Source organism: Ferribacterium limneticum, assembly GCF_020510585.1.
Taxonomy (GTDB): domain Bacteria; phylum Pseudomonadota; class Gammaproteobacteria; order Burkholderiales; family Rhodocyclaceae; genus Azonexus.
In genome coordinates this window covers 2,737,722-2,751,215 of the sequence record NZ_CP075190.1, presented here as the reverse complement: position 1 = coordinate 2,751,215, position 13,494 = coordinate 2,737,722, and the positions used below count along the sequence as shown (strand labels likewise).

The following is a 13,494-nucleotide window of genomic DNA, read 5'->3' as shown; positions in this document are numbered from 1 at the left end:
CAGCCATGATTGTTATGGGTCGGTTTGTGATTGAGCTGGGGGCATAGGTCTTAGAATGTCGCCAAGCCGACAATTTGGAGCAATTGCATTGGGACTAGCTCATCGAATTAATTCAAGAGGAAGCACTTCGAGGTTTTCGGAAGCTATTCCGAAGCTTCATTCCCCAGGGGACTACGTTCTCGTGGTACGTGGGGTCCCGCGCTCCATCGTAATGGCATGCCCTGACGGTTGCGGAGAAATTCTTCCGATCAATCTCGATCGGCGTGTGGGGAAGGCGTGGCGGACGTACGATACCGGACAAGACCTTACGATTTTCCCATCCGTCTGGAGGGACACCGGGTGTCGCGCGCACTTCATTGTCTGGAGGGACAAGATTCTTTGGCCCGATACCCGCACAACTGCGGAGCCAGTCTTCGATGAGAGCTTTTTATCGTCGGTACTAGCTAGGTTAAGCAGCAGTGGCTTTACGAGCTTTGAAACCATCGCAGAAGACCTTCGTATGATTCCATGGGAAGTCCTCTGGGCGTGCAATGCACTTGTTCGTCAACGCCGCGCCATTGAGGGAAAGCAGGGGTTTTTCTGCAGATATGACCTAGCGGGCGGAACGCCACCCCAAGCAGGAAAGATAGACATTTTGGCGTAGCGGTCAATCGCTCAAACCGGTGCGCCAGGAAACAAACTTCCACGCTCACACTTTCAAGCTCTTTTGAATCGTCCTCTGTTACGACCTCGTCCTTCCACAGCGAGGCCCCTACGAACAAGCCGTCGACAGCATTGCAATATGTCCCATGGGATGCTGCCAGCGATGCTATCGGCTATTTCTTCGGTACTCTTGGTGTGAAGCCACGAAAGATGAGTGAACGTCTCCTCCTCCAAGCTGGCCAGGTTCCTGTCTACGTAAAAATCGTGGCTATCGTAGCGGGTTCCTAACATCAGGATGGAGCCTCGATGGACGATGAAGTGGCTCCTACAATCCGTGCGCCGCACTACGGACGGATAAAGACTTATCCCGCCCATTCCTTGATACAAGCGCCATGCCGGACCGGCTCGCGGATCAAGGTTAACGGGTATGGCGGCTCCGCAACCACATGGGCAACTCAGAAAGAGCCAGCGAAGCCCGTCTCGATCAACTATGACTGCGTCGCCCGGTGCCGTCAGGAACGCTTCAGCGGAACTTCGGGACGAAATAGTCGCTTTAAGGCTGAGCTTCGGCATTGAGTCGATTAGGCAATGCGCTCGCTACAAGTCTCATTTCGGCAAACAGTACGCGCTTGCACAGTGAGCATGGAGGCGAGGTCCAGCAGAATGCTTTGCCCTAGGACAAAGGATATTGCACGAAGGTTTTCGTTAATCGGTTCGAAAGGATCCGGATTGCAGCCCTTTCGAATGAGGCACAGTGCAAGCACAAGGGCATATTGTCCAGCGGTACTCTCCGCATGCCGAGACAGAGTCCGAATCTGGGCGGCGCAATCAAAAAGCCAGGAGGCAGGATTCGCCGCGTGATACGGGACGGTGAGTGCGATTAGCGCGTTTCCTGTATACAGCGGACGGATCAATTCCAATAACTCTTCCGGTGCGTTTTTGGCTCGTTTATCACGCACGAATCCATCCATGACCAACCCGGATTCCAGGGACGCTGGGTCGTAGAGCATCGGAAACTCATCCTCCATCTTCTCGAAGTCGATAATGATGGCGTCGCCATTGCGGACGAGAACATTCGCCGCATGCAAGTCTCCGTGAGCGGGGCCGCAGATGGCTCCGGCGTGGTCGCCGATCTGCTCAAATACCTTCCGTAGGGGCGCGACGTCAGGAATGCCGCCAAGTTGCCTAACTATTTCCGCACGTTTAGGCGGAAGCGCAATCTCCTGTCCGTCTTTCGTCAGCCATTTCTTCCCAAGGTACTCTTTGAGGGAGCGTTTCGTGTGGTGTGCCTGCTTCCGCCAAGGCCCTAGCGTCTTATCGAACAAGTTTGCAATCGCATGTCCTGCACGTCCAGCGGACGCACAATCGCGGATGGACTCCGCACCTTCGACAAAATCCCCAACCAAAATACCCTGCGACGTCCCGAGATTGCATCGTCCCAGACGCAGCCTTGGGCCGAGGTGGAACGGTACGTGATGGATCGCCCTTCCAACATATTTGTCATACTCATCCGCTATCGTCTTGCGCGGGCCCAACTTGACGAAGTACAGGTACGGCCAGTTGCTCGGCAGGGCTCCTTGTGCGTGTTGTAGCTTCGCGTACACCTTAAATACGGGTGCCCCTGACAACCCGTCGATCATAGGTTCGACGTGCAATTCGTCGCAATCATGGAAGGCTCGTTGGATGAGCAGGAGGCGCTCTCGGTGAATCGCCAGGTCGCCGTTCGCTAGGTAGTCCGATCCATTGATCTTTATTGCCGTATTGGGCGTGCCTCCAGCCGGTCGGTCGCAAATGACGTGAGTAATCTTGCTCCAGTCGGCGGATGCATCGACGAGGTAGACATAAGGAGCGAGGAATGCCTTCTCACGCTCGCGTCTTTGGTCCGGGATCCGACTCCATTCTTCGGGCGTGATATTTGCCATCGGAAGCTGCAAGCGCAGCAAGGTATCGACAACCTTGTCGCGAGCACCAGAAGTCCTTTCAGGGTCCGATGCCATGCGGATGTAGACGCGGACGTCATTGTTCAGGAGCAGCGGCACCGTCTCCAGTACCTTGTTCAAGCCGGTCCGCTTTTCCGGACGTTGGGAGAATACGACGGCATCAAGAAATGAGACAAAGCTTGGATCGGTGAGTTCGGATTCGGTGCACTTTATGCATACAAAGCCCCGCTCCTTGAATCGGGACTCGATTGACTCTTCCGGCAATTCGTTGAAGAACGCAACTTTCAGGCGATGTACACCTTCGGGTGAGAATTCTCGAATAGCCACGTTATTCGTCCCTGGTGAACAACGACTGAGAATCACCTCGGGCAAGCACCCCGCGAGGCGAACAGATGTAGCATGCTGGATTCTGAGTGGCCCTTACCGATCTAAGCGATGGCCCCTTCGCGTTGTAGAGGATATAGCGCCCGTCACTGGGAACACCGACTGTGATCGCCATAAACATGGTTACAGCCAAGGAGGTAATGGTGGCATTGATGGAGATGACTGCCGGCGCGGGTTCGCGCCCTCCCTGAATATACGGATCGAGACGCCGCTCGTCGTCATTCATCATGTCTCGCCGAACCTGTTCCGCGTCAATGAGCCCGCTACAGGTGAAACACGGCAGTCCCGGAGCCAGTGCCTGGACACGTCCGTGTATACCCGTTACCTGGCCCGCGGTAGCAGTGAGCACCGAACCGACATCAATGCATGGGATTAGGTACTGATAGGCGACCTGCTGAATGACAGCACGGCTGCCATGAGAATCTGTACAAGAAAAAATAAAGTCGGCCGGCAGTAACGCTCTCGCGGTATGAGTGCGGGTCACATCGCCTTGAACTCGCGTTATCTCGATGTCCGGGGCTATCGAGCAAATATGCTCCGCTGCGACATCAACTTTCGGACGATCAATGTCGGCATGGCACGCGCCTACGACGCGATTCAGGTTGGTTTGCTCTATAGCGTCGGGATCGATGAGGATGAATCGGCGCACTCCCAAGTGAGCAAGCTGTTCGGCGGCCACCGATCCTGTGCCACCCAAGCCGACGATTGCAACCGTAAGTGAGCTAATGACACGCTGTCCGGCCTCGCCAAACGCCCTTACCTGGCGGTCGAATAGGGCAGTGGTAATCGAACCGCCGCAATCGTCGGGATCGAAGAGTACTCGGCGTTGCTCCCCAATCGAAACGACCTTCACGGGAATGGATGTGCCGAGCTTGCGCGCACGCCATCCTCCCGCGCTAATTACTATCGAAGCATGCGGAATATCAGGCGTCCTCGTCGCCAAAAACTCCGCCAAGCGGCGCTCGCCCATGTTGTCGACTCGTGAAAATTGCGGTCGTTCGTCCCCAGGGTGCGAGTGGACGAACACGATCGACTCACCGCGCAACTTTGCTCTCTTGCTAATCTTTGCAACCAACGCCGGATTGAGTTCGCTCGCAAATTTGCTCTGCTGCGAGTAACTATCCGGCTCGGGGACCTCGACTTCCTTGACAACGAGGCGCAAGCCACCGCTCTCTGGTAATGCCCGAGAAGCATAAAGCACTGCGCAACGCTCGACGTCGCCCCCAAGAACAGCGCGGGCGACTTCCTCTGCGTGAGCCCTGGAGATGCCGATCTGAATCATCGCGCTGGGATTAGGCGCTGCATTATGGCGCTATAGAACGTCATCAGCTTGTCGAGGTTGGGGTCCCAACTTTGCAGATGCCAGGAGAACCATGTGAGCGGTCGGCCGGGCGACGGATCACCCGGTATGGGAGTGCCGTCGTTGGCACTTTGCGGAGGTGCGCCGTTGGCAAGCCGTAGGTTTGGTGTCACCCAAAAACAGTCCGGTTTTGCGGCCGGGTAACCGGGTGGTGCGACGAACATGACGCCGACCTTCTCACGATCCCAACCACCTCTGACGGGTACATCCTTGATGGTGACAAGATGGCCGCCGGTGCTCAGGCGCTCGATGCTTGCATCGAGCCCTTTTTCGTCCCGGAGGTAGCCCTGGATTTGGGCAAACTGTTCGTCAATCATTTACGCACCAAAGGTCGCTGGCGGAACAGCGAAGAAGTGCTTCACCCGCTCGGCAAGGTTCACCGCCTCGCCATCGCCGATGGCTTTGTCCGGATCATCTCCTTGTTCTTCGAGGAAGAGCTGGTAGTTCGCCGCGACTCCTGCGATAGCCTTGATTTCCGCTCCCGTAAGCGCCGTTTGAGCAGTTTCATACTTCTTGGCATCGACGAAGAAATGATTGAGTTTCACCTTGTCTTTACCTTCTTTACCTTCTTTACCTTCTTTGCCGTCGGTCATTTCAGTTACCTCCGTAATATGCAACGATGTTAATCAAGAGAGCCACTTATTGCCTAATACAACCTGCGTAAGTCCACTAAGTCCTTCAGTTCGTCGCGATTCGCCCAGATGATTGGTTGCCCGGTCGGTTCGGGGCCGTCGATCCGCAGATGTCGAACAAAATATTGAACAAGGGCTCGGCGGAGTGTCCGGAAGAGTTTACCGTTCTGCATTCCGTAATCGGTGATGACCGAATCCCGCTGAGCGAGGGTAAGGTCGGGCTTCGGCTCTATGATTACCACCACTTGCGTATGCCAGTCAGAATCCGCCAATGAGTTGACATCGCTCTTCCGACGTGCATGAATTTCCTGAATTCGAGTGAGCACGAAGTCACGAAACGCATTGGCATCGTGACACCAGGCGCGCGCATGCCATCTAGCGCCGTCAAAAGCGAGTGAATGAGGAGTGATCCAGCGTCTGGTTGCCGATGGCCGGCGCATGGACTGGTAGGTCACCTCGATCTCAGCACCATCCCGAATGGCCCAAAGAACTGCCAGCAGCACGTCGGTGCGGACGTGGCGTGTAGGCAGCGCGACCACATCACATGGTGGCCGCGAACCGATGAAGCCCATGGCCGGAGAGAGAGTGCCGGTGGTTAAGTTGGCCAGCTGATTAAGGAACGTCTGTGTATTTGGTGCGAGGAATCGGGGGGTGAATTCTTGGGTGGCGCGATACACCTTCTCGCTCCGGTCGTATTCCATGTTGCGCTCGGCCAGAACCATGTACTTGGCGAAATCCAGAGAAGCTTGCTGGATGGACACGCCAAAGAAGTCTGCCAATTCGCCGCGATTGATTTTGCCTTCCCAGAGCAGGCGAAATTCTATGAACTCCAGACGCCGATCTAGCCCCCAGCGGCCGTGGCGGGGCTGCCGATCATCGGAATTGCCCCCTACATCGTCATCGGCAAGCGTCAATTCGCTCATTGGTTATTCGGCTTAAAATATGATTGGTCGTGAAATCAGTTTAATCGTAAAACACGACGTATATTTTGTCAAACTCCAAGAGGGTTCAGCCGAGCTTTTACGCGGCCGGACGTGTTCAATACATGTTGGTTCCGTGAACTGATTCCGTGGTTAGTACTGGCCAAGGCGGTGTCAGAGGCTGGTAGTCGCGCATCGCCGCTGTACTTTGTCGCCGGCCCTTGGGTCGTTAATGCTACGAAAAGCAGGATAGGGCCCGGCGCATGAGGTCGCGAAAAAGGAAGGAGGCCGCTGTTCAACATGAGTCGGAGCTCAATGGCCGATAAGCGGTGCATTACGGACCAAATTGGGGAAGATCCCCGATGACCGTTCTGGCCGAACAACGGCCTCATTCCTATGACAACTGGCAGAAAGTCGGCGGAAGCAGCCGGCTATGGCCGCTGACGTACCCAAGACCAGCAACCAGCCAGCATCAATCATCGCAGCCGACTGTTTTTCCGCGTAACTCCTTAGCGCCTGGCGGCGGGGTAGCCACCTCGGCGATTACGAGCAATTATTTTGCGCGGCATAAATTACTAACGTGAAAATAATTGATCGTAAAACGAGCAATGTACCTCGTTACTCTGTTCATCTACTGCAGAGAAGAATGAATCGCCCCGGTTTTCATGGAGGCCGGTTGGTTTAAGTTAAATGGTATCGGCCGTCACGGCGAGTTGCCAAGCGGGAAAGCGATGACGTAAAGCACAGAGGTTGGCAAGGGCTGCGTGAGTTGATAGCTCCACCCGTAGTTGCGTTAGGGCATATATCTGCCATTACACCTCAACGTTGAAACTACGATGATGTGCCTCAGTTCCGACGGCTCGCCCCGCCCTGGTGCCGAAACGCCTCGCGCAGTTGGTCGCGCAATTGGTCGTCGTCCCACGGTTTGGTCAAGAACTTGTAGATTGCGCCGCGGTTAACTGCCCCGGTGACGGTGTCGAGGTCGGTGTAGCCGGAAAGTACGATGCGGATGGTGTCCGGATAGAGTTCCCGGACCCGGGAGAGGAATTCGGTCCCGCTCATCTGGGGCATCCGTTGGTCGGAGAGGATTACATGCACGTCGTGGGTGGCCAGCAACTCGAACCCCTTCTGCGCGCTGCCGGCGGTCAGAATCCGATAGCCCTCGCGGCGCAGCAGACGCTGCAGGGCACTGATCATGCCGACCTCGTCGTCCACGATCAGGAGCGTCGGCCGCTCGTCTTCTGGCACGTCGGCGGGCAAGGGCATCCACTCGCCCAGGAGCTGCGCAAATTCCACCGCCGGTACCGGGCGGCTGAAAAAATAGCCTTGGATATCGTCACAGCCGTGGCGCCGCAGATAGTTCATTTGGGCCTCGCTTTCGACGCCTTCGGCGATGACGATCAGCTTGAGGCTGTGGGCCAGGTTGATGATCGCGAGGCAGATCGCCGCATCGTCGGGATCGCTGATCAGGTCGCGCACGAAGGCACGATCGATCTTGAGGTGATCGATCGGGAAGCGCTTTAGATACGCCAGACTCGAGTAACCGGTGCCGAAGTCGTCGAGCGACAGCTTGAGGCCAAGCCCCTTGAGCTCGCGCAGGATCGCAAGCGTCGCCTCCAGATCATGCATGGCGGCGCTCTCGGTGATCTCGAACTCAAGGTACTTGGCTTCCAGTTCGTACGCATTGAGCGCGCGGACGATGGTCCGCGCCAGATGCTCCTGGCGGAACTGCCGCGGCGACAGATTGACTGCGATGACCGGCACGGCCAGCCCGGCATCGAGCCAGATGCGAATCTGACGGCAGGTTTGGTCGATCACCCACTCCCCCAAGGGAAGGATAAGCCCGCTTTCTTCCGCCAGCGGGATGAATTCGACCGGTGGCACCAAGCCCTTGCTGGGATGTTGCCAGCGCACCAACGCCTCCGCCCCTTCCATCTGGCCGCGCGCCAGATTGACCTTGGGCTGGAAATGCAGCACCAGTTCGCCGTGCTCGATAGCGCGCCGCAGATCGTTTTCCATATCAAGCCGGGCGGATAAGTGGGCGTTCATTTCCGGGTCATAGAAGCGATAGGTGTTGCTGTCGAGCGCTTGGGTACTGTAGCTGGCGGCTTCGGCGTGGCCGAGCAGCGTTTCCGCGGTCGCGGCGTCCGTCGGATAGAGGCTGATGCCGACGCTGGCGGTCATGCGCAGGGTGTGCCCGCTGAGCAGCAGCGGCTGCGCCACCGCGTCGAGCAAGCGGCCGGCGACCTGCTCGACATCCTCGATCTTGCCCACTTCGCACATCACCACGGTGAATTCGTCGCCGGACAGCCGGGCGACCGTATCGCCATCGCGCAGGCAGATAGACAACTGCTGCCCGACGCATTTGAGGAGCTCGCGGCTGGCGAGGTGACCGAGGCTTTCCTTGACGAGCTTGAAGCGATCCAGGTTCACGACCAGGACCGCAGCCATCCGACCACTGCGTCCGGCGTCGACGATCGCCTGACGCAGCCGCTCAAGGCACAGCTTGGCATTGGGCAGTCCGGTCAGGGTGTCGAAGTTGTCCCGGAATTCCAGTTCGCGCTCGAAGCGCTCGCGCGCTTCGGTCTCGCGCAGGCTGCGGATGCCGTATCCCAGATCGCTCGAGAGCTCCTGGAGGAGTTTTATTTCTTCCGCGTCGAAGGCATCGGGGTCTGCCGCATAGAGGTTGAGCACGCCAAAGCTAATCCCCTTGTTGTGCAGCGGCAGGGCCAGGATCGTCGAGATGCCATGGGTCGCCAACGTTGCCCGGCAGGTTTGGAAATCGGGGTGCTCGGCCAAATGATGCGCCACCGACGGCTGGCCCTGGCGGATAGCGTCACCGACCGGCCCGTGTCCCAACGCATCGTCGCCCCAGGTAAAACGAGTTTGATCGACCAAGCCCTCGCCGGTACCGGCCTGCGCGACCGGTTGCACCGTCCGCTTGTCGTCGTGAAGCGCGAAGCCCACCCAGGCAAGGCGATAACCGCCCACGTCCACGAGATGTCGACAGATAGCTTCCAACAGCTCGGTCTCGTCGTGCGCGTGCACCAAGGTCTCGTTGCACAGCGAGAGAACCCGCAGCATCCGATTGATGCGCCGCAATTCCTTCTCGGTCTGGATGATGTCGGAGATGTCGCGAACGACTGCGGTCACGAGGACGCCCTGCGGGGTTGCGTGAGCGGAGAGACTGATGTCGGCGGCAAACTCCGAACCGTCCTTGCGCCGTGCGTGGAGGCCGCGAGTAATCCCCATCCGGCGCGTGCGGGGCTGGCGGTGGAAGTCTTGGCGATGCGTCGGGTGTCCGGCGCGCAGCGCCTCGGGAACCAGGAGGTCGACCAGTTGTCCGATCAGTTCTTGCCGGGTATAGCCGAACAGTGTTTCGATTTGCGCGTTCGCGATCATGATGCGCCCATCGGCATCGACGATGATGATTCCATCAGGTGCCGCTTCCAGAAGGCCTTCGAACAGCGCATCGTCCATGTCGTTATCCTTAGACTAATTCCGGCCGCCAGCCAATGTGGGCCGGCACGTTCCATCAATCATAGGCCGAGAAACCTGGGCCACCAATAGAGAGATGGCCGTCTCAGTCCGAGCGACTGGAATGCCAAAACCTTGCTCATTTACCCTAATCAGGTTGACCTGCAACTTCTCGGCCAAAAGTTGTGCCTAGCCGCCTCAACTTTCGTTGTGCAGAGTTGCCCCAGGACGGCCGTGACCGGTGCCCAAATTTGTGGATAAAGGCAACACTGCCAGATCAAAGGTGCGGCTCCACAACTTTCCACTTGTCATTGCAACTTACGATTTGGAATACACTCTTAGTCAGACCTACTGTAACGGCAATGGCATGTACTTCCCCCTTTCTTCCTTGAAACCAGGCCTCCATGCGCCACCGTGCAGCTTATTTGATGAGGAGAGAAAATGTGGGTGCATCCGATCATTCAACTTCGTACCGGATAGGTTGGCGGGCCGCCGGGTGCAGTCCGGGTTGCTTCCGGCAACTGCCAGCCCGCGCTCAGGGGTCCGGTGTCAAGCATCCTTGACCGAACAGATAACCGTTGTTGCCTCACGAAGCAAATCTCCTGGTCGGTCCAGTACACGGATTGAAGCTATTTTTGCGATCCGGCTGTCCCATTGCGCAAAACGGAAAGTCTCATGACACTGCAGCGTCGTTTCGAAACCAAGGTACTCGTCGCATTCATTGCAGCAATGCTGGTGGTGATCGCCTTGGCAACGATGACTTGGAAAGTGGCGGACGACGCCGCTAGCGCGGCGCAGACGGTCGAGCACACCCATGCGGTACTCAACAATCTAGCTCGTACTCGCGGCTACACGCTGCAGATCGAGCTGACGACCCAAAACTTCCGATTGACCGGCGATCCGGCTAATCTCGTCGAACGCAACGCAGCCATTGCGGAACGAGAAAGCACACTGGAGCATATCCGGCAGTTGACGGTCGACAACGCCCGCCAACAACAACGCTGGGTAGAGTTGCGTGAGATCATGAATCAGCGCCTGGCCATCTCGCGGCAGATCGAAATCCTGCGCAAGACCCAGGGTCAGGATGCCGCCAATGCCTACGTGGCCACCGTACCGCTGCGTGCCACGCGAACCCGCACCTACGAGTTGCTCAGCGAGATGGATGCGGAGGAGCGGCGACTGCTGACCGAGCGCGAAGCAGGGTATGCGCAGGCGCGCCGGATGCTGGTGGTTGCCGGTACCTTGGTGGCGGCGTTGCTGGCCGCCCTGCTCAGTGCGACCTATGCCTTGATCCGCCAACAACTGCGCGAGACCGAAGCCAGCCAACGCGCACTGGCCGACAGCGAGGAAAACCTGTCCACCACCCTGCACTCGATCGGTGATGCGGTGATGGCAACCGACACCGCGGGGTGCATTACACGCATGAATCCGGTCGCCGAGCAACTCTCCGGTTGGCCGATCTCCCTGGCGCAGGGGCGCCCGGTGGACGAGGTGTTCCGCATTATCAGCGAACGGACCCGCGAGCCTGCCGAAGTACCGGTCGCCAAGGTACTGTCCACAGGGGAAACCCAGGGCCTTGCCAACCACACCGCGCTGATCGCGCGTGACGGCACCGAGCATCCCATCGCCGACAGCGCCGCCCCGATCCGGGACACCCAGGGGAGGTTGCGCGGCGTGGTGCTTGTCTTCCGCGACGTCTCCACCGAACGCAAGGCCGAACGCATTATTCACGAACAAAACGCCCTGCTGGAAGCTGATGTACGGGAGCGCACCGCGCGATTGCAGGAAAGTGAAGACCACCTGCATAGCGTGATCAGTGCCGTACCGGCCCTGATTGCCTTTGTCAATGCAGAGCGGCGCTATGTCTACGTCAACGACCAGTACCGTGCGCGCTTCGCGCCCGGTTGCGAGGACATCACAGGCTGCACGGTCGAGGAAATTCTTGGTGAAGAGCGCTATGCCGTGGCCTGCCCGCTGATCAGCAAGGTGCTGGCAGGCCAGGCCCAAGGCTACGACTGGCAACCCTTTCCCGGGGTCTGGCAAACCATTCGCTACATGCCCAAGTACAACGCCGACGGAACAATTGCGGGTTACTACGTACTGGGTACGGATATCACCGAACGCAAGCACTTCGAAGAACGTATCCAGACGCTCAACAGCGAGCTCGAACAGCGCGTTCGGGAACTGGAGCACGTCAGTCGCGCCCTGCGTACCTTGAGTGCGGGGAATCGCACCATGTTGCGCGCCAACGAGGAGCAGAGCCTGCTGGAAAGCATGTGTCACGCCATCGTCACCGCCGGCGGCTACGGCATGGCCGTCGTCTGGTATCGCGGCGAAAATGCCGACCCGGCCTTGCGTCCCATGGCTGAATCCGGCTACCCAGGCGGGATGGCGGCTCTCCGCCTGTTTGGTCTGAGCCTGACTGATAGCGCGCTGGGCCAAGGCGTGACGTCAGCCGCCATCCGCCACGGGGAAGTCCGCCTGGTTCGCAACATGCGATCCGATCCAAACTATGCCCCCTGGCAGGACAAACTCCATGGCGCGACGTCCGGCTTGTCCTGTCCTTTGCGCGTCGGCGGGGAAACCATCGGCGCCTTGTCCATCTATGATCCTGAACCCGATTCGTTCGATGATGACGAGATCGCGCTGCTGACGGAATCCGCCGACGATCTGGCCTTCGGGCTTGCCACCTTGCGCACCCGGGCGGAACAGGAGCGCGTCCAGGCGGCGATGCACCACATGATGCGCCACGACGCACTCACCGGTCTTCCCAACGTCGTCGAGTTCACGGAAGCCCTCGTCGCTGCCGTTGAAGACAGTTCATCGCCCAAGGTGCCCTTGGTTGCGCTGCAGCTCAACATCGAACGTCTCGGCGAGATCAACGACGTGCTTGGCTCCGTCCACGGCGATCAGATCGTGTGCGACTTTGGGCAACGCTTGCGCGAAAGCGCTCCTGCCTCCGCCGTCGTCGCCCGACTGCGTGGTGATGAATTTGGCGTCCTGGCACCGGCCCAAGATGCTGCTGCGGCAATGGCCGTTGCTGACAGCTTGGAACTGGGCCTGGCCCGCCCGTTCCAAGTTGCCGATATCGAGCTCGAGGTCACCGCCAAAACCGGCATCGCACTGTACCCCGCCCACGGATCGACTGCCCAGGAATTGCTGCGCCGGATGGGCAAGGCTCTCTATCAGGCCAAATCGCGAGGCGTGAACCGGTGTCTCTTCGAGCCTGCCCAATATCAAGATCAGGTCGAGCGATTAAACCTGGCTGGCGAGCTTCGCCGGGCCATCGACGGCGGCCAACTGAGGGTCTATCTGCAACCTAAAGTCAGCTTTGCGAGCGGACAGGTATGCGGCTCGGAGGCCCTGGTACGCTGGCAGCACCCGCGCCGCGGTCTGCTACCACCGGCTCTGTTCATCGGCCTGGCGGAACAGACGGGGCTGATCAAGCCGCTGACGGAATGGCTGATCGTCACCGTGCTCGACCTACTGCGAGACTGGCAGGCAAATAACTGTGCCTTACCGATCGCCATCAATCTTTCGACGCGCAATTTCCGCGACGAACACCTGTTCGACAAGTTCCATCACTGGCAGTCCGAGCGAGGCGTAAGCCGCGGCTTACTGGAGGTGGAGATTACCGAGAGCGCCGTCATGGAGGATGCAGAGTACGCGTTGCGTGTTCTGCACGCCTTGCGCAGCGAAGGCATCCCCCTCTACGTGGATGACTTCGGCACAGGTTACTCGTCGCTGAGTTACCTGCAAAAACTCCCGGTCGACTACATCAAGATTGACCAATCATTCGTTGCCGCCATGTCCGACAACCGGGACTCCGCCATGATCGTGCGATCGACCATCGATCTGGTACACGACCTGGGCCGCAAGACGGTGGCCGAAGGCGTGGAAACGCGGGAGCACTGGGAACAGCTCTCAGACTTGGGCTGCGACATTGCGCAAGGTTATTTCATCGCTAGGCCGATGCCCGCCGAAGAATTTCAGCGCTGGGTTGCGAATTTTAGCCGTCCGGGAATCGAATAGTTTGTGTTGATAGACGATCGAGCGGAAAAGCGATGCCCCAAAGGTGTCACTGGCGCCAAGAAATATTGCAAACGATCAACAGCTTAAATGACGCTGTTTGCAAAAAA

At 58.2% G+C, this 13,494-nt stretch carries 9 protein-coding genes; 2 read left to right on the top strand and 7 right to left on the bottom strand.

Annotated elements, in window-relative coordinates; all coding sequences use genetic code 11:
• Positions 1-55 precede the first annotated feature (55 nt).
• Positions 56-643, top strand: coding sequence for a DUF6527 family protein (locus KI613_RS21420; protein WP_226400231.1), 588 nt, complete (start codon positions 56-58; stop codon positions 641-643).
• A 53-nt stretch (positions 644-696) separates the two neighbouring features.
• Here KI613_RS21420 and KI613_RS21415 read toward each other — a convergent pair whose 3' ends face one another.
• The 7 genes from KI613_RS21415 to KI613_RS13245 all read right to left on the bottom strand — a co-directional run bounded on the left by KI613_RS21415 (position 697) and on the right by KI613_RS13245 (position 9,358).
• Positions 697-1,215, bottom strand: coding sequence for a DUF6527 family protein (locus KI613_RS21415; protein WP_226400229.1), 519 nt, complete (start codon positions 1,213-1,215; stop codon positions 697-699).
• Positions 1,216-1,223: 8 nt separating this feature from the next.
• Positions 1,224-2,909 (bottom strand): hypothetical protein, encoded by a 1,686-nt coding sequence (locus KI613_RS13270; protein ID WP_226400227.1) that lies wholly within the window; start codon positions 2,907-2,909, stop codon positions 1,224-1,226.
• A gap of 1 nt (position 2,910) precedes the next feature.
• Entirely contained in the window at positions 2,911-4,248 is a 1,338-nt protein-coding gene (locus tag KI613_RS13265; RefSeq protein ID WP_226400225.1) for a HesA/MoeB/ThiF family protein, read from the bottom strand.
• A complete protein-coding gene (locus KI613_RS13260; protein ID WP_226400223.1) occupies positions 4,245-4,643 on the bottom strand; it encodes an E2/UBC family protein in 399 nt (132 codons plus the stop codon). Before KI613_RS13260 ends, KI613_RS13265 begins: the two co-directional genes overlap by 4 nt.
• Positions 4,644-4,919 carry a multiubiquitin domain-containing protein gene (locus tag KI613_RS13255; protein ID WP_226400221.1) on the bottom strand — a complete coding sequence of 92 codons (276 nt, stop codon included), beginning with the start codon at positions 4,917-4,919 and terminating at the stop codon, positions 4,644-4,646.
• 53 nt (positions 4,920-4,972) lie between these two features.
• A complete protein-coding gene (locus KI613_RS13250; RefSeq protein ID WP_226400219.1) occupies positions 4,973-5,881 on the bottom strand; it encodes a helix-turn-helix transcriptional regulator in 909 nt (302 codons plus the stop codon).
• An 843-nt stretch (positions 5,882-6,724) separates the two neighbouring features.
• Positions 6,725-9,358 (bottom strand): EAL domain-containing protein, encoded by a 2,634-nt coding sequence (locus KI613_RS13245; protein ID WP_226400217.1) that lies wholly within the window; start codon positions 9,356-9,358, stop codon positions 6,725-6,727.
• A 672-nt stretch (positions 9,359-10,030) separates the two neighbouring features.
• Here KI613_RS13245 and KI613_RS13240 point away from each other — a divergent pair.
• The gene (locus KI613_RS13240; RefSeq protein WP_226400215.1) at positions 10,031-13,387 is read left to right on the top strand and encodes an EAL domain-containing protein; all 3,357 of its coding nucleotides are present in this window, start codon (positions 10,031-10,033) and stop codon (positions 13,385-13,387) included.
• Positions 13,388-13,494: the final 107 nt, after the last annotated feature.

What these genes read in the sequence shown, in the direction of transcription:
- KI613_RS21420 (WP_226400231.1), top strand. Translation starts at nt 56, where the DNA reads ATGTCGCCAAGCCGACAATTTGGAGCAATTGCATTGGGACTAGCTCAT.
- KI613_RS21415 (WP_226400229.1), bottom strand. Translation starts at nt 1,215, where the DNA reads ATGCCGAAGCTCAGCCTTAAAGCGACTATTTCGTCCCGAAGTTCCGCT.
- KI613_RS13265 (WP_226400225.1), bottom strand. Translation starts at nt 4,248, where the DNA reads ATGATTCAGATCGGCATCTCCAGGGCTCACGCAGAGGAAGTCGCCCGC.
- KI613_RS13260 (WP_226400223.1), bottom strand. Translation starts at nt 4,643, where the DNA reads ATGATTGACGAACAGTTTGCCCAAATCCAGGGCTACCTCCGGGACGAA.
- KI613_RS13255 (WP_226400221.1), bottom strand. Translation starts at nt 4,919, where the DNA reads ATGACCGACGGCAAAGAAGGTAAAGAAGGTAAAGAAGGTAAAGACAAG.
- KI613_RS13250 (WP_226400219.1), bottom strand. Translation starts at nt 5,881, where the DNA reads ATGAGCGAATTGACGCTTGCCGATGACGATGTAGGGGGCAATTCCGAT.
- KI613_RS13245 (WP_226400217.1), bottom strand. Translation starts at nt 9,358, where the DNA reads ATGGACGATGCGCTGTTCGAAGGCCTTCTGGAAGCGGCACCTGATGGA.
- KI613_RS13240 (WP_226400215.1), top strand. Translation starts at nt 10,031, where the DNA reads ATGACACTGCAGCGTCGTTTCGAAACCAAGGTACTCGTCGCATTCATT.